This is a genomic window from Paenibacillus sp. Soil750 (assembly GCF_001428045.1).
In the GTDB taxonomy this organism is placed as follows: domain Bacteria; phylum Bacillota; class Bacilli; order Paenibacillales; family NBRC-103111; genus Paenibacillus_E; species Paenibacillus_E allorhizoplanae.
On record NZ_LMSD01000016.1, the window covers coordinates 1 to 16,128 of the forward strand.

17 protein-coding genes are annotated in these 16,128 nt (G+C 46.8%); all 17 read right to left on the reverse strand.

The window, feature by feature from the left end; all coding sequences use genetic code 11:
- Window positions 1-387: 387 nt before the first annotated feature.
- Window positions 388-1,884 carry a lysine--tRNA ligase gene (gene lysS / locus ASL11_RS18485; RefSeq protein WP_056617873.1) on the reverse strand — a complete coding sequence of 499 codons (1,497 nt, stop codon included), beginning with the start codon at window positions 1,882-1,884 and terminating at the stop codon, window positions 388-390.
- A gap of 86 nt (window positions 1,885-1,970) precedes the next feature.
- A complete protein-coding gene (gene greA, locus ASL11_RS18490) occupies window positions 1,971-2,447 on the reverse strand; it encodes a transcription elongation factor GreA (RefSeq protein ID WP_056617876.1) in 477 nt (158 codons plus the stop codon).
- 221 nt (window positions 2,448-2,668) lie between these two features.
- On the reverse strand, window positions 2,669-3,685 hold the full coding sequence (dusB, locus tag ASL11_RS18495) for a tRNA dihydrouridine synthase DusB (protein ID WP_056617881.1): 1,017 nt from the start codon (window positions 3,683-3,685) through the stop codon (window positions 2,669-2,671).
- 17 nt (window positions 3,686-3,702) lie between these two features.
- Window positions 3,703-3,915 carry a helix-turn-helix domain-containing protein gene (locus tag ASL11_RS18500; RefSeq protein WP_056617884.1) on the reverse strand — a complete coding sequence of 71 codons (213 nt, stop codon included), beginning with the start codon at window positions 3,913-3,915 and terminating at the stop codon, window positions 3,703-3,705.
- Entirely contained in the window at window positions 3,897-4,409 is a 513-nt protein-coding gene (folK, locus tag ASL11_RS18505; RefSeq protein WP_056617887.1) for a 2-amino-4-hydroxy-6-hydroxymethyldihydropteridine diphosphokinase, read from the reverse strand. Before folK ends, ASL11_RS18500 begins: the two co-directional genes overlap by 19 nt.
- Window positions 4,406-4,774 carry a dihydroneopterin aldolase gene (gene folB, locus ASL11_RS18510; RefSeq protein WP_056617890.1) on the reverse strand — a complete coding sequence of 123 codons (369 nt, stop codon included), beginning with the start codon at window positions 4,772-4,774 and terminating at the stop codon, window positions 4,406-4,408. The genes folK and folB overlap by 4 nt, the downstream gene beginning before the upstream one ends.
- A gap of 37 nt (window positions 4,775-4,811) precedes the next feature.
- A complete protein-coding gene (gene folP / locus ASL11_RS18515) occupies window positions 4,812-5,633 on the reverse strand; it encodes a dihydropteroate synthase (protein WP_056617893.1) in 822 nt (273 codons plus the stop codon).
- Window positions 5,634-5,658: 25 nt separating this feature from the next.
- On the reverse strand, window positions 5,659-6,522 hold the full coding sequence (pabC, locus tag ASL11_RS18520) for an aminodeoxychorismate lyase (protein ID WP_056617896.1): 864 nt from the start codon (window positions 6,520-6,522) through the stop codon (window positions 5,659-5,661).
- A 7-nt stretch (window positions 6,523-6,529) separates the two neighbouring features.
- Window positions 6,530-7,111, reverse strand: coding sequence for an aminodeoxychorismate/anthranilate synthase component II (gene pabA, locus ASL11_RS18525; protein ID WP_056617898.1), 582 nt, complete (start codon window positions 7,109-7,111; stop codon window positions 6,530-6,532).
- Between the two features lie 34 nt (window positions 7,112-7,145).
- Complete coding sequence (locus ASL11_RS18530; RefSeq protein ID WP_056617901.1) at window positions 7,146-8,675, reverse strand: anthranilate synthase component I family protein; 1,530 nt, start codon at window positions 8,673-8,675, stop codon at window positions 7,146-7,148.
- 117 nt (window positions 8,676-8,792) lie between these two features.
- A complete protein-coding gene (gene cysK, locus ASL11_RS18535; protein WP_056617904.1) occupies window positions 8,793-9,734 on the reverse strand; it encodes a cysteine synthase A in 942 nt (313 codons plus the stop codon).
- A 111-nt stretch (window positions 9,735-9,845) separates the two neighbouring features.
- Complete coding sequence (locus ASL11_RS18540; protein WP_056617907.1) at window positions 9,846-10,796, reverse strand: peptidyl-prolyl cis-trans isomerase; 951 nt, start codon at window positions 10,794-10,796, stop codon at window positions 9,846-9,848.
- Between the two features lie 65 nt (window positions 10,797-10,861).
- The gene (hslO, locus tag ASL11_RS18545; RefSeq protein ID WP_056617909.1) at window positions 10,862-11,737 is read right to left on the reverse strand and encodes an Hsp33 family molecular chaperone HslO; all 876 of its coding nucleotides are present in this window, start codon (window positions 11,735-11,737) and stop codon (window positions 10,862-10,864) included.
- 23 nt (window positions 11,738-11,760) lie between these two features.
- Window positions 11,761-12,525, reverse strand: a complete 765-nt coding sequence (locus tag ASL11_RS18550; protein WP_056617913.1) for a type III pantothenate kinase — start codon at window positions 12,523-12,525, stop codon at window positions 11,761-11,763.
- Window positions 12,522-13,391 (reverse strand): carboxylating nicotinate-nucleotide diphosphorylase, encoded by an 870-nt coding sequence (gene nadC, locus ASL11_RS18555; RefSeq protein ID WP_056617916.1) that lies wholly within the window; start codon window positions 13,389-13,391, stop codon window positions 12,522-12,524. Before nadC ends, ASL11_RS18550 begins: the two co-directional genes overlap by 4 nt.
- A 1-nt stretch (window position 13,392) precedes the next feature.
- Window positions 13,393-15,003 (reverse strand): L-aspartate oxidase, encoded by a 1,611-nt coding sequence (gene nadB, locus ASL11_RS18560; RefSeq protein WP_056617919.1) that lies wholly within the window; start codon window positions 15,001-15,003, stop codon window positions 13,393-13,395.
- A gap of 131 nt (window positions 15,004-15,134) precedes the next feature.
- Window positions 15,135-16,073 (reverse strand): quinolinate synthase NadA, encoded by a 939-nt coding sequence (gene nadA / locus ASL11_RS18565; protein WP_056617922.1) that lies wholly within the window; start codon window positions 16,071-16,073, stop codon window positions 15,135-15,137.
- Between the last annotated feature and the right edge of the window lie 55 nt (window positions 16,074-16,128).

Genomic DNA, 16,128 nt, shown 5'->3' on the forward strand with positions numbered 1-16,128 from the left:
ATGTATTAGGCACGCCGCCAGCGTTCGTCCTGAGCCAGGATCAAACTCTCCATAATAGAAAAGCTGAAATGCTCATTGACTTGCTAGCGAGATTTTGCAATCTCTTTTATAGTCGATTGCTCGACTGTGCTTACTCACTCGTTGTTCAGTTTTCAAAGATCAATGACTCTTGTCCAACCCGCTCTCTCTCGAAAGCCGGAAGACCAATATACCACACTGAGTTTTTATTTGCAACTCTTAATTTCGAGTTGTTTTTCATTGTGTTTCTTATGTTTCTCGTGTTGTCCTCAGCGGCAACTTTTATAAGATACCACAGAGCGCATATACTTTGCAAGTCCTAATTACAAAAAAATTAGAGGCACCAATTGGCGCCTCTAAACAAAGAAATTACTCGCCTTGGCGTTCACGCATCAATGGGAATAATAAGACATCACGGATCGATGGCGCATTCGTCAATAGCATAACCAAACGGTCAATACCTATACCTAGACCACCCGTTGGCGGCATACCGTACTCAAGAGCACGAATGAAATCTTCATCCATTTCATGTGCTTCATCGTTGCCCAGATCTTTTTCACGCAGCTGCGCCTCAAAACGTTCTCTTTGATCGATTGGATCATTAAGCTCTGTAAAAGCATTCGCATGCTCACGAGCCACGATAAAGAGCTCAAAGCGATCCGTAAATCGTGGATCCTCGGGGTTCTTTTTGGCAAGCGGAGAAATCTCTAATGGATGCCCATATATGAAAGTAGGCTGAATCAACGTCTCTTCTACAAACGTCTCAAAGAACTGGTTCACAATGTGACCAAATGTCATATGTGGCTCAACAGAAACCTTGTGCTCTTTGGCCAAACCATGCGCTTGCTCATTAGTCATATGAACACTAAAGTCTACACCCGTGACTTCTTTGATCGCATCGACCATGGAGACACGTCTCCAACCTACAGCTAAATCTACCTCATGGTCACCATAAGGAATCGTCGTCTGGCCAAGCACCTCTTGCGCGATATGAGCAACAAGCTCTTCTGTCAGCTTCATGATATCCTTGTAGTCGGCATAAGCCTCGTACAACTCAATCATCGTGAACTCTGGATTATGACGCGTAGAAATCCCCTCATTGCGGTATACGCGACCGATTTCGTACACTTTCTCTAGTCCGCCAACAATAAGACGCTTCAAATGAAGCTCGATAGCAATACGCATATGAAGCTGCATATCCAGCGCATTGTGGTGTGTGTTAAATGGACGTGCTGAAGCGCCACCCGCGATAGAATGCAGTGTTGGTGTCTCCACTTCCAAATAGCCCAAAGAATCTAAATAACGGCGCATGGACTGAATGATTTTGGAACGAAGAATAAACGTCTTCTGAACATCTTGGTTCATAATCAGATCCACATAACGTTGACGGTAGCGCAGTTCAACATCACTTAGGCCATGGAATTTATCCGGCAATGGAAGCAACGATTTCGTTAATACCTCAAGTGATTTCACTTTAATAGAGGTTTCGCCTGTTTTCGTTTTGAAAACAACACCTTCTACCCCTACCATATCCCCTAGATCAAGAATATCAAAAGCTTTATAAATATTCGCTTCCAACGCATCTTCACGTACGTAGATTTGAATTTTCCCTGTGATGTCTTGCAGATGGGCGAAGCTAGCTTTACCCATACTTCTCTTCTGCATAATACGCCCTGCAATACGAACTTCAACGTTCGCTTCATCTAAATCTTCTTTGCTCATCTCTTGATAAGCCGAAAGAATATCCCCTGCTGCATGCGTTCTCACAAACTTGCCGCCGAATGGATCGACACCAAGACCGCGAAGCTCGTCCAATTTGTTGCGCCTAATAACGAGCAATTCATTTAATTCTAGTTCCTGACTCATGCTTTCATCTCCTACGAATTAGTTTAGGGCTGTGAACGGAAAAAAGCTTCCTGACGGAAGCTTTCCAAAAGGCTTGCGGCTGCACGCTACTTTTTAATATCAATAATTTGATACTGAATGACGCCAGCAGGTACTACAACATCAACGTTGGTGCCCTTTTGCTTGCCTAGAATAGCTCTACCCACAGGGCTTTCATTGGAAATCTTATTCTGCAACGGATCGGACTCAGCTGAGCCTACAATGTTGTATTCTACCAAGTCACCATATTCCAAGTCTTTCAGCGTAACAATCGATCCAACACTAACCGTGTTAATATCGACATCATCGTTATTAATAATCCGCGCATTGCGCAGCATTTTTTCTAAAGTAATGATTCTTCCTTCAATAAAGGCTTGCTCATTCTTCGCATCTTCGTACTCGGAGTTCTCACTAATATCGCCATAACCGATGGCAACCTTAATTCTTTCCGCAACCTCACGGCGTTTCACGGATTTCAGATGCTCAAGCTCATCCTCTAATTTCCGTAGCCCTACTGGTGTAAGAATGACCTCTTTTTCAGCCATTGCCAACTGATCTCCCGTCATGTGAAAGATTTTCATATCGTTGAATCGATGCTTCCTGCTAGGAGTTAGGTCTTTATAGAGCTGATTCAAGTAGTATGAATTCACGTTTCATAATAAGTTGCTTACTCGTTAGTCTTTCAATATATGCAGGAACACATTAATATTGACTGATTATATTGCAACGGTTTCAAAATGTCAATGTCAACCATCCCTGCTTCTTTTTAATGCACCACAGCTGATTCTTCCGCAGTCTCTGCGACGGAACTTGTTGCAAGATGTTCAACATATGCGTCCAATGTACGAACCATTTCATCCCGCTTTTCTGTCTCCATTATGATATCTTTCACACGGGCTGCTCCTGTCATACCTTTGAGGTACCAAGCCATGTGTTTGCGCATTTCCTTCACGGCAACATGCTCACCCTTGAGGGCAATTAAACGATCCATATGCAAAATCGCGATGCGGATTTTTTCTTCTGCCGACGGTTCTGGCGGTAACTCACCATTGGCCAGGTATTGCACGGTACGGTACAACATCCATGGGTTGCCTAGCGCACCACGTCCAATCATTACACCGTCTACACCCGTTTGATCCAGCATGCGTTTGGCATCCTCTGGTGTGACGACATCACCGTTACCGATAACCGGAATCGAAAGAGCTTGCTTCACCTCTCGGATAATATCCCAATCAGCTTTGCCCGTATACAACTGCTCACGCGTACGCCCATGAACACTAACGGCGCTGCCTCCGCCTCTTTCGACAGCTTTCGCATTTTCGACAGCATATATATGTTCAGAATCCCAACCAATACGCATCTTCACCGTAACAGGTTTACTTACAGCAGCAACAACTGTCGCGATCATGGCTTCGATCTTATCTGGTTGGAGCAACCACCTTGCGCCTGCATCACATTTCGTGATTTTGGGAACAGGGCACCCCATGTTGATATCAATAATATCGGCATTCGTATGTTGATCAACAATTCTAGCCGCTTGAACCAAAGTCTCCGTGTCGCCTCCAAAAATCTGAAGACTCAAAGGCTTTTCACGATCATCTACATATAACATCTCCAACGAGCGTGCATTACCGTGTACGATCGCTTTATCACTAACCATCTCCGCACAGACTAAGCCTGTACCAAACTCTTTGGCGATTAATCGAAACGCTGGATTACAAACGCCCGCCATTGGGGCTAATACAACTTTATTGGGAGCTTCGACATTTCCTATTTTCAGCACCGAAGATTCCACTCCTCTCATTTCACAACTACTGCGACTAATTCCTCGGGTTCTATGTTAAGAACTTGCGAGATATTATGAATCATTTTATTGTCTGGCTTGCGTGTTCCACGTTCAATCGCCCCTAAAATGGCAATGGATACGCCTAATAAATCGGCCAATTCACTCTGCGTATAGCCTTTTAATTTACGAAAAGCGCGAATGCGCTGTGCTATTGAGCTTTTTTCCATAGGATGACGCCTTCCTTTCCTTCCAGTTTCTCCAAGTGTGCAGAGATAGATTCAAATAGAGCGTCCTGCCGCGCGTAGAGAACCTCAGAGAGGGGCACTAATACAAAAGCCCGCTCATGCATCCGCGGATGCGGAATGATCAAGTCGGGGGTCGTAAGCTGGTGGTCACCATACAGGAGCAAATCCAAGTCAATAGTTCGGGGTCCCCAACGTAAGTCACGTGTCCGACCCAAACGGTTCTCAATGGCTAGCAAGGTAACCAATAACGCTTCAGGCAATAAGTCCGTATGAATTTGAATAACCATATTTAGAAAAGCAGATTGGTCCACATAGCCCACAGGCTCGGTTTCATAGATGCTGGACTGCCCCGTCACCGTTATTCCCGATTCCTCATTCAGCGCTGCGATAGCACCCTGCAAATAATGTTCACGCTTATCAATATTGGAGCCTAATGCGACGTAAGCAATCGTGCGTTCTCGATCTTCGGCTGTCATTCCAATGCCCGCTTTCGGTTAATCTCTATGGTAACACCGTCAAAAATAACGGCGAAGGGCGGATGCGGCTTAATAACGCGAACCGTCACTTCATTGATACTAGTATAAGTATGCAGGAGCTCGGATGCAATATTTTCTGCTAATGCCTCGATTAATTTGTACGTACGCCCTTCCACAATCTCTTTGATTAGGAAAAAAGCTTCGCCATAATGAACCGTTTCCGTCAGGTTATCAGTCTTTCCAGCTTTATCTAAAGGGAGCATCAGCTCTACATCGACGTAGAATCGTTGGCCCAACGTATTCTCTTCAGGGAACACCCCGTGTTTGCCGAAAAATTGCATGCGGGTAAGGATGATTTTGTCCATAAGGGAGGCCTCCAGGGTTGAAATATCGATATATAACTTAAAGTTTGCTGCGCAACATGGCATCCGTCATAACAGCTAACCGTTTGATGGCTTGAATATCGTGGACTCTAACGATTCCACACCCTTGCGCGATCCCAAGTACAACTGTTGCTGCCGTCCCTTCGAGGCGCTCCTCGGGAGGCAGTCCTAGGGTGAGTCCGATGACGCTTTTGCGCGAGGTGCCTAAAAGAACTGGATATCCAAGGTCTATGATCGGGCGTAGGTTGTTCATTAGATAGAGATTTTGCTCGCAGGATTTCGCAAATCCTATGCCGGGATCAAGAATGATGTGCTCTGGCTTAATACCAGCTTGAAGAGCTTGATCGGTATATCTACATAGATCCCTGATCACTTCTGGAAGAAATTCGACATATTCTGAGCTTTTCCGATTATGGGTGATGATAAATGGACAATCATATTGCGCCACCACATCTGCCATGTCGGCATCCGCTTGACCGCCCCATACATCATTGATGATGTGGGCTCCCGCTTCTAAAGCTTGTCTAGCTACTTCCGCTTTGTAGGTATCAATTGAAATAGGGATGTTAATTTCACGGCGAATCGCTTCAACAACAGGGATTACACGCTGCAGTTCCTCGTCAGGTGTAACAATCGCTGCACCCGGCCGTGTAGATTCTCCGCCAATATCGATGATGTCTGCGCCTTCCGCAACCATTTGATGAGCTTTGCGAACCGCATCTTCAACTTGTCGGTAGCTGCCGCCATCCGAAAAGGAATCTGGCGTTACGTTTAATATGCCCATAATGATCGTTCGATCACCAATGGGCAATTCGTGTCCTCTACAGGATAACACATTCATTTAAGGATTCACTTCCTGTTCGTTACTATGAGATTGCGTAGCGTTGGATGAGTTGACGAGTTATAGGACCCGGAGATCCAGTGCCTACCGTGTAGACTTGTCCACTTGGCGTGTACAATGTGGTGACAGGAACGATTTCTTGGATCGAATTCACAAGAAACACTTCTTCAGCGTCTACGAGATCTTCCCAACGGTACAAACCGTCCTGTGTAGGAAATTGAAGCTGCTGTGCAAGATCTATCACATGCGCTCTTGTGATGCCAGGCAAGATGCCCGTATCGAGCGACGGGGTGTAGAGGGTGTTATTTTTGACGAAAAAGAGGTTGCTGACGATCCCTTCTGCCACATAGCCATCTTCCGAAAGCATCAGCCCTTCCGCTCCAGTAGCCCATGCGTATTGCCCCAGCTCTCTTCGAGCCAATATATTGTTCATATAATGAAAGGACTTAAACCGATACATCCCTTCCGGTGTATTGCGAGGCAGCTTGAGTAGTTGCAACGCTTTGCCATGAAGGTAGGTTCTTTCATCCCTTGGAGGTAAAGGCTTGATGTAGATGATTTCTGATGGCTTCGTATAGTCACCGGTAGGAAGACCTAATGCCTCGACGCCAGCAGAGACGGTATAGCGGATATACGCTTCTTCGAGATGATTAGCTTGGAGCAATTCTTCGATGAGGCGTGTCAGGTTCTGGAGGTTAGGCTCATATGCGATACCAAGCTCATGACAACCATCCGTGAGACGACGAAGGTGCTCCGCAAGCAGGAACGGTTTGCGGTTATATGTGCGAAAGGTCTCAAACAAACCGATCCCGTAAAGAAAACCGTGATCATAGACTGAGACCACGGCTTGTGTTTCTTCGGTTAAGATACCATTGATGGAAATGATCATACGTTAGTTAGACCCCTGACTTCGCTGTGCGACGAAGGAAGTTGCGCAGCATCTGATGCCCATGCTGGGTAATGATCGATTCTGGGTGGAACTGCACCCCTTCGATCGGATATTCTTTATGACGCAAAGCCATGATTTCGCCTTCAGCGGTTTGTGCGCTGATTTCTAGGCAATCAGGCAAGGTTTCAGTTTTGACAATTAAGGAATGATAGCGCGTTGCAATGAAAGGTGACGGAAGCCCTTCGAATAAGGTTTTCCCGTCGTGGAAAATCTCCGAGGTTTTACCGTGCATCAAGCGCTCTGCGCGAATCACATCGCCACCGAAAGCTTGACCAATAGATTGATGTCCTAGGCAAACGCCGAAAATCGGGATGATCCCTTTAAAATGGTCAATCAGTGATAAACTAATTCCCGCTTCATTCGGCGTGCAAGGCCCTGGAGATATTAAGATGTGATCCGGCGCTAACGCCTCAACACCTGCCAAATCGATTTCGTCATTACGACGAACGATGACTTCCTCCCCGATCTCTCCCAAATACTGAACAAGGTTGTACGTAAACGAATCATAATTATCAATCACTAAAATCATTCTAAGCTCCCCTTTCGTCTCAGCCACTCAGGCCCTAAGCTCGGCTCATGCTCCGCTCGCTATACTCAATTGCTTTCCACATCGCTTTGGCCTTGTTCAAGGATTCGATATATTCGCGCTCTGGTATGGAATCTATGACGATCCCAGCTCCTGCTTGAATATGCCCCATCCCGTCAACCGCTACTAACGTGCGTATAATAATATTAAATTCCATATTGCCGTTATAGTCAATCCATCCCATTGAACCCGTGTAAGGACCGCGACGTACTGGCTCTAGTTCTTCAATGATTTCCATGCAGCGAATCTTCGGTGCGCCTGTAATCGTACCACCTGGGAAGGTTGCCGCTATGACATCGTAGGCGTCCTTGCCCTCGGCCAATTCGCTGACAACTTCGGAGACGATGTGCATCACATGGGAATAGTATTCGATGACCATGAAGTCTTTCACATGGACGGAACCATATCGCGAGATACGGCCCATGTCGTTGCGCTCAAGGTCGACCAGCATGACGTGCTCGGCACGCTCTTTGTCGTTGTGGATGAGCTCGCCGGCTAGGCGCAGATCATCCTGCGCGTCCTTGCCGCGCGGGCGCGTGCCAGCGATCGGACGCGTCCGCAGGACGCCGTCCTCGAGCTGCACGAGCAGCTCCGGCGAGCCGGAGACAAGGGCGAAGCCTGCGAAGCGCAGCAAGCCCATGTAGGGCGAAGGATTTACGATGCGCAGCGCCTCGTATATCTCCTCCGGCGTCGTGCGCAGCTGCCGGCTCTGTCTGACCGACAAGTTGACTTGGAACACGTCACCTTGGGAGATGTAGGCTTGGATGCGCTCCACCGCAGCCATGAAAGCGGCTTTGTCGAAGGCAGGCTGGATGCCTGCGATGCTTTCAACGTCGATGTGCAGCTGCTCGTGCGCCATGACTGGTTGGTCGGCACCGCTCAGCGGTGTTCCGGACCAGTTGCCGGCGCGGATCGCGTGCCAGCGGACGAGCATGGATTCGGCGCGAGCGTGCGCCTGCGCGTAAAGCTCGCTGAGGTCTGCAGTTGGGGAGCAGGGCATGTGCACAGCGATGTACAGGCTCTTCTCCGTATGATCCAAGGTCCACACCTGATCATACATAGCAAAGCTGTAATCAGGGATCGGAAGATCATCCTGCGCTTGCTCTGGCAGTTTCTCAATGGTGCGAATCACATCGTAGCTCCAATAGCCCACGCAGCCACCGACAAATTTGGGCGCACCTTGGACTTTCGGACTACGATAAGCAGACATCCACTGCTTGACGATGTCGAGCGGCTTCCCCTGCAGGTGTGTGATCGTCGAGGTCGAATGACCTTTGATTTCTGCTTTCAAACCTGTACCCCGTACAGTCGAAAAGGGATGCAGCCCAAAGTGCGTATAACGTCCGCCTTTTCCACTTTCAAGTACGAAGGAATCGGGCGAAGCCTCTTTCCATGCGTCTTCCCACGAGGCAATCCGATCATCGGCTAAGCCTAATTTGATTACATACGGCAGCATGTTGTAGCTAGAAGACCACTCCTGCCATTGTTCCACTGTAGTTAAAATCATACTTGTGCTCCTTAAAATCCGTTAATTCGTTGTCCATTAGTATACTCCAACCCTATACAGAAAAAAAGCCCCAGCTGTAATAGCTGAAGGCTCGATCTCTTTGCATGTGTTTGGACCTTATTGCTCTTCGAATTGGTACAAAGGCGTAGAAAGGTAACGCTCACCGTTACTTGGAACGACAGCAACAACACGTTTGCCTGCGCCTAACTCTTTAGCAACCTTCAATGCTGCGAAAATCGCTGCACCGGAGGAGATTCCGCCAAGTATACCTTCTTCTTTGGCAACACGGCGTGAAGTTTCGAACGCATCTTCGTTCTCAACAGCAATAATTTCATCGTACACGTTCGTGTTCAAAATATCCGGAACAAAGCCTGCGCCGATACCTTGAATTTTATGAGGACCTGGTTTACCACCAGAAAGAACTGGGGATGCCGCAGGTTCAATTGCGTATATTTTGATGTTCGGGAAGTTTTCTTTCAAAACGCCACCTGCACCTGTGATTGTACCACCTGTACCAATACCGGAAATGAAAGCATCCAGTTTCCCATCATGTGCGTTGATCGCTTCCACGATTTCAGGTCCTGTCGTTTCACGGTGAACCTTCACATTCGCTTGGTTCTTAAATTGTTGTGGAATGAAGTAGGAAGGGTTCTCTGCTTGAAGTTCTTCCGCACGTTTAATTGCGCCCTTCATGCCTTCTGCTCCTGGAGTTAGAACGAGCTGTGCACCGTAAGCGCGAAGCAGGTTACGTCTCTCCAATGACATTGTTTCTGGCATAACTAGGATAGCTTTGTATCCTTTAGCTGCTGCCACCAAGGCAATCCCGATTCCTGTGTTACCACTCGTTGGTTCTACAATTGTGTCACCTGGCTTCAATTTGCCTTCTTGCTCGGCAACTTCGATCATGGAGATGGCAATACGGTCTTTCACGCTAGCACCTGGATTTTGGTACTCTAGTTTCACATAAACCTCTGCACTGCCTTCTGGTACAACACGGTTCAAACGAACTAGTGGTGTATCTCCAATCAAATCCGTAATGCTCTGTACTAATCTTGCCATAAAATTTCCCCTCCAGATTAAGTTTAATGATTTCCGAGTTAATTAGTCGGTATTAATTATACTAATCTTAACAATGCACTTACAGGTTGTCAACCAATTTCTCACATTCCCTTATCGGAGTGTTGGATCCAACACGCTCACCTTCCATTTACCCCGTAGTTGCGCGACAAACTCTTTCAATGGAGGTGCTTGTTGCAACGCAAGCTCCCTACGTACATTCTCCCGAATGAACACCAGATCCGGATTCTTTTTGTCCCGTCTACTCTTGAGAAATACGACGGCAAATCCTTGTAAAACAGGGATGGGCTTGCTAACTTCGCCAACCTTCAGCAATTTCGCTGCCTCTAAGATCGGAGCCTCCACAAAAGGATCATCCCCTTCAATCCATCCCAAATCACCACCAGTGTTATTGGTGGCATCATCAATGGATCGATCTCTGGCAAGAATCCCAAAACTCTCCCCTTTGGCTAGTTCCGCAATGACTTTCGTTGCTTGTTCCTTCGTGGATACAATGATCTGCTGAATGTTGTATTCTGTCTCTTGTTCAAACTCATCTGCATGGGACTTTATGTATGTATCAACCTGAGTATCAGAGATGTGAATGGATGCCGTTGCTAGCTTCTCAAGTAACAACTTATTCGATACATCCTCTTGGATCTCCTGCTCAGACATCCCCAATTGACTTTGCATGGAGTCATAAAATTGCTGTTCACTTTCGTACCCTTGCTGCATCCTTTTCAGCTCACGATTGATTTCCGCACTCTCTACCTTAATCCCCGACTCATTTCCCTCTAGGCGAATTACTTCACGATCCAGCATTTGACTTAGCTGCTCTGGGCCATAATGGCGTGCGAGCGCCGATTCGAGCTCATCCATAGTAATTTCACGATTTCCAATTTTGGCGATAACTCGTGTATGCTTTTTCTCACCCTGCTGTTCTGGCTCCGGTGATTGTCTTGGTTCTGATTGGTTGATGGCATGACTGATCAGCAAGGATGCGAGCACGAGAATACATATCGCCATCGCGATGATGACTCCCCACAATCGCTTTACATTGCGCATCCTATTTCCCTCTTTTACTTCCATATTGCTGCTTGCACCTGTATTCATGAGCTAAATCAAGCAGATTACCATGCTTGCAGATCAATCATCCGTTGTAAATCTTCTCCTTCATACCGGTAAGCTTCATTACAGAAATGGCAAACAACTTCGGCAACTCCCTCTTCTTCCAGCATTTCTTGAAGTTCTTTTTTGCCTAGTGAAATCAAGGTAGACTCCACTTTCTCCCGACTGCATTTGCAGCGGAACATGACGTCCATCTCGTCAAGCTTACGGAAGGAGGGGAGTACGGTTTGTAAAATTTCTTCTAAATTCAATCCTCCGCCTAACATGTGCGTGAACGTCGGGATTTGGCCTAACATTGCTTCAATCTCATCAATTTCACTATTTGTTAAACCTGGAAGCAACTGAATCACAAATCCCCCCGAAGCAAGGATCGTATGGTCCGTATTCACCAAAACGCCAAGTGCGACAGCCGAAGGTGTTTGTTCCGATTTTGCAAAATAATAGGTAAAATCTTCTGCCAATTCACCTGAAATTAAAGGAACACTTCCTTTATAAGGCTCTTTCATGCCTAGATCTTTCGTTATGTATAAAAAACCGTCTGTGCCCACGGCAGCAGCAACATCTAATTTACCGTTCTCTTTGAGCGGCGGATCTACCAAAGGATTATCTACGTATCCACGCACTTCACCCTTCGCATTCGCATCAACCACAATTTGCCCGATCGGGCCATCTCCTTTGACTTGCACAATGAGATGTTCCTCTCCCTTGAGCATTGCAGCTATAAGAAGCGCTGCCGCGGCTGTTCTTCCTAAGGCAGCTGTCGCTGTTGGTGTCGTTTGATGCCTTTGACTAAGCTCTTCCGTTAGGTGCGTCGTCTGAACAGCGAACGCGCGTACGCGCCCATCTAGCGCTGTTCCTCGAATTAAATAATCAGTCATGTCCATGTCCTTCCTTAAACAACCTAAACATTCTTCTCATAAATCATTTGTAAACCTTGTAAGGTAAGCAAAGGGTTGACGACTTGAATCGTCCGTGACTCACTGGAAATAAGCTCAGCCAATCCACCCGTCGCGATAACTGTAGGATTTACATTAAACTCTTGAATTACCCGTCCGACGATCCCGTCCACTTGGCCAACATACCCATAAATAATTCCCGCTTGCATAGCCGCAACGGTATTCCGACCGACTACACTTTTCGGCTTAACCAGCTCAATGCGGGGCAGCTTCGCGGCTTTCTGATACAACGCCTCGGTGGAGATCCCAATGCCAGGCGCAATGGCGCATCCCACTAGTTGCCCTGAGGAATCAATATAATCGTAAGTTGTAGCTGTGCCGAAATCGACGATAATACACGGAGCTCCATATAGCTCCAACGCCGCTACCGCATTCACGATGCGATCTGCGCCAACTTCCTTCGGATTGTCTACACGGACATTCAATCCTGTTTTGATCCCTGGTCCTACGATAAACGGCGCCCTTTTCAAGTAGTGTAAGCAGAGGTTTTCCATCGCATTCATTAACGGGGGCACGACAGATGAAATAATGACACCCTCTACTTGCGCAAAGGAAATACCCGAGTGTTGGAACAAACTGTGCAGCTGCATGCCATACTCATCTACGGTAGCTGATCGATTCGTGCTTACCCGCCAATGATGCAAGAGCGTACGTTCTTGGTAGAGGCCGAGCACAATGTTAGTATTCCCGACATCAATAACGAGAATCATAGTGCCGTCTCCTTCCGCTCATTCAGATCTAATGAAATATCGAGCGCTGCCACCGAGTACGTCAGTCGTCCAACAGAAATCACGTCTACACCCGTTTCTGCCATTGCTTTAATCGTTTGCGGGGTGACCGAACCTGATCCTTCTACTACAATATGCGGCGCTTTGCTTTTAATTATCGAAACTGCTTCTTTCATTTGAACTGGAGCCATATTGTCCAACATGATGATATCCGCACCTGCTTGGAGCGCTTCATGAAGCTGCTCGAAATTCTCAACTTCCACTTCGATCTTCATCGTGTGTGGAATGTTCTGACGAGCTGCTTGAACCGCTTGGGTAATGCCACCAGAGCCTTTGATATGATTATCTTTGATCATAACCGCATCATAGAGACCGAAACGATGATTATAACCACCACCAACGCGCACTGCATATTTCTCAAGCAATCTGTGTCCAGGCGTTGTTTTGCGTGTGTCAACCAGTCTGGTAGGCAAGCCTTCTAAAGCAACCACAAATTCATGCGTCTTCGTGGCGATCCCCGACAATCGTTGCATCAAATTCAGACTTAATCGCTCGCCCAATAGGATACTTCGTGTATTGCCTTCCACTTCAGCTAGTATGGTCCCTTTATTAACAGACGATCCTTCGACCACTTTTGTTTCAAAACGAAGAGAAGCATCGATCACAGCAAAAACCTCCTGTGCGATACGAAGCCCACAGACGATTCCATCTTCTTTGACGTGGATAATCCCTTTGGATACTTGTTCCAAAGGGATTGTTGTCAGAGTCGTGACATCGCCAGTGCCGATATCTTCTTCAAGCCAAAGGCGAATTTGCTTCCGAACGATTTCCATATTTATTTCTAACATACTAGATCCACTCCTCAATCCTATCTTCCCCGCGCTGGAAAACTATATGCTTCCTCCATACCAAGTCATCCCGATCCGGGAAGTCTTCTCGATAGTGACCGCCGCGACTTTCCTCACGGGTTAATGCTGCTGTCGTTGTTAAAAGGGCTACGTTAAGCAAATTAGCAAACTCATACTCTTCGCGTTTGGTCATCAACGAATCAAATATCGACAATTGTCTCGCCAATTCCTCATAACCCTTCTGCAAGCCTTTGGCTGAACGTTTGAGACCTGCGTAACGGAGCATAACTTTCTGAAGCTTCAACTTTTTCTCTACAACGGCTTGATTCGGGATCTCCGTCCGAGGAGCTTCGGAAGCTGAACGGATCTGAATATCCCCTTGTAGGGCAGGTAGCTCTTGGATACGTTCAATAATTCGACGTCCGAATACAATGGCTTCTGATAACGAGTTGCTCGCTAAACGGTTTGCACCATGTACGCCTGTAGATGAAACTTCACCACATGCAAATAGGCGACGAACCTTGGTTTCTCCGAAAAGATCCGTTTTTACGCCGCCCATCATATAATGCGCTGCTGGGGCAACTGGAATCCAATCCGTGCTCATATCGAGGCCATAATTCAAGCAATATTCATATATCGTTGGGAAGCGATGTTTAATTAATTCTTCGGATTCATGCGTAATGTCAATGTAGACAAAGGTTGATTTACAGTTTTCCATCTCGTCAACAATGGCACGTGCAACAACATCCCTTGGCGCTAACTCTAATTGTGGATGATAGCGCTCCATGAAACGCTCTCCTTTGATGTTGCGCAAATAGGCGCCTTCTCCCCGCACTGCTTCGGATATCAGAAACCGCGGTGCGCCTGGGTAGCATAGAGCTGTTGGGTGGAATTGAATGAATTCCACATCCTGAATTTGTGCGCCAGCGCGGTGGGCTATCGCAATCCCATCACCTGTAGCGATGTCCGGGTTCGTTGTATAACGGAACAGCTGTCCCGCGCCACCGGAGCAAAGGATCGTGGCGTTGCCACGCACAAACACACGCTGTCCGTTTGGTTTCTGAACGAGCGCGCCGTAACATTCGCCGTCTTGGGTAATCAGGTCGATCACAAAGTGGTCGTCCCAGATGTCAATATTCGGATCTTGCTTCGTACGCTCCGAAAGAGCTCTGACGATTTCCGCACCAGTCGCATCGCCATTGGAGTGCAAAATTCGACGCTGACTATGCGCTCCTTCCTTCGTCAAAGCAAATTCCCCGTTCTCTAGATCGAACTGGGTTCCCATTCGAATCAAATCTTGAACGCCTTCTGGCCCTTCATGCACAAGAACATCAACAGCTTCTGTTGAACAGAGTCCAGCGCCAGCAATCACAGTATCCTGACGATGATATTCCGGTGAATCTTCATCTGAGATTACGGCAGCAATCCCGCCTTGCGCATAACGTGTGTTGCTATCCAGGAGAGATTTCTTCGTAATCATGAGCACTTTTTTAGTCTCGCTGGCACGAAGCGCCGCGAATAACCCTGCTATACCTGCACCAATAACAATTACATCCGTATGTATATGAGGAATAGAATCTAAATCAACATCTACGAGATATCTAGGAATCATGACGTTTCACCTGTTCTCCACCATTAATACCTCGAAAAGCAACGTCAGTTCGTCCACAATTCGCTTCGTTTATGGATCGATCTAACCTTGCTTCACGAGGGCACCTATTCAAAACAAGAGAGTAGCGCATGCTACTTAACTTGTAACATGCGCTCCAAGGACAATCTTGCTTTATCAGCTACGTCTTCTGGTACATAAATCTCTGGTTGCATTGTCTCAAGGCACTTCACGATTTTCTTCAAATTGTTCACTTTCATATTAGGGCAAACTAAGTATTTCGTAGCAAAATGAAATTTCTTATTAGGGCTATCTAGACGCAACTGATAACCGGTTCCATCTTCTGTCCCTACAATAAACTCTTGGCAGTCGGACTCTTTGCAGTATTTAATAATCGCCGTCGTGCTGCCTACGAAGTCCCCGAGCTTCACTACTTCTGGGCGACATTCAGGATGAACAACGAATTGCGCATTCGGATATTGCGCTCTCATTTCTTCTACATCTTTAACAGTCAGCATATCATGCGTATTGCAGTAGCCTTCCCAAATGATCACTTTTTTGCTTGTGAATTTTGATACATAGTCACCCAAATTTTTATCCGGTACCCAGATAATCTCATCTGAATCGACGGAATTGATGACATTGATCGCATTCGCAGAAGTACAACAAATATCGGTTTCGGACTTCACATCAGCCGAAGTATTAATATAAGCAACGACTTTGGCATTCGGATGCTGGCGTTTAAGGGCACGTAATCCTTCAACATTCACCATATCTGCCATCGGGCAACCAGCCCGTTCATCTGGAATAATTACGGTTTTGTTAGGTGCAAGAATCTTCGCGCTTTCCCCCATGAAATGAACACCACAGAATACGATGACATCCGCATCCGTTTGTGCCGCCTTCTGAGCAAGCAAAAAGGAATCTCCTCGAAAATCCGCTACCTCTTGAACTTCGTCACGCTGATAATAATGAGCAAGAATAATGGCATTCCGTTCTTTCTTCAATTGCAGCAGTCGTTCTTTGAGCTCGCGGTTTTGTTCCGCTTTGCGCTCTAATGCTAAGGCTTCCATGGTGCTTCCTCCCCTATCTGGGACGTAAGAATCGTCTCAATCGTCTATCTAAAAG

Coding starts and splice junctions, on each gene's coding strand:
- folK (WP_056617887.1), bottom strand. CDS start 4,409: ATGACAGCCGAAGATCGAGAACGCACGATTGCTTACGTCGCATTAGGC.
- greA (WP_056617876.1), bottom strand. CDS start 2,447: ATGGCTGAAAAAGAGGTCATTCTTACACCAGTAGGGCTACGGAAATTA.
- nadB (WP_056617919.1), bottom strand. CDS start 15,003: ATGATTCCTAGATATCTCGTAGATGTTGATTTAGATTCTATTCCTCAT.
- pabC (WP_056617896.1), bottom strand. CDS start 6,522: ATGATCATTTCCATCAATGGTATCTTAACCGAAGAAACACAAGCCGTG.
- ASL11_RS18550 (WP_056617913.1), bottom strand. CDS start 12,525: ATGATTCTCGTTATTGATGTCGGGAATACTAACATTGTGCTCGGCCTC.
- pabA (WP_056617898.1), bottom strand. CDS start 7,111: ATGATTTTAGTGATTGATAATTATGATTCGTTTACGTACAACCTTGTT.
- ASL11_RS18530 (WP_056617901.1), bottom strand. CDS start 8,675: ATGATTTTAACTACAGTGGAACAATGGCAGGAGTGGTCTTCTAGCTAC.
- folP (WP_056617893.1), bottom strand. CDS start 5,633: ATGAATGTGTTATCCTGTAGAGGACACGAATTGCCCATTGGTGATCGA.
- folB (WP_056617890.1), bottom strand. CDS start 4,774: ATGGACAAAATCATCCTTACCCGCATGCAATTTTTCGGCAAACACGGG.
- ASL11_RS18540 (WP_056617907.1), bottom strand. CDS start 10,796: ATGCGCAATGTAAAGCGATTGTGGGGAGTCATCATCGCGATGGCGATA.
- nadA (WP_056617922.1), bottom strand. CDS start 16,073: ATGGAAGCCTTAGCATTAGAGCGCAAAGCGGAACAAAACCGCGAGCTC.
- cysK (WP_056617904.1), bottom strand. CDS start 9,734: ATGGCAAGATTAGTACAGAGCATTACGGATTTGATTGGAGATACACCA.
- nadC (WP_056617916.1), bottom strand. CDS start 13,391: ATGTTAGAAATAAATATGGAAATCGTTCGGAAGCAAATTCGCCTTTGG.
- lysS (WP_056617873.1), bottom strand. CDS start 1,884: ATGAGTCAGGAACTAGAATTAAATGAATTGCTCGTTATTAGGCGCAAC.
- hslO (WP_056617909.1), bottom strand. CDS start 11,737: ATGACTGATTATTTAATTCGAGGAACAGCGCTAGATGGGCGCGTACGC.
- ASL11_RS18500 (WP_056617884.1), bottom strand. CDS start 3,915: ATGGAAAAAAGCTCAATAGCACAGCGCATTCGCGCTTTTCGTAAATTA.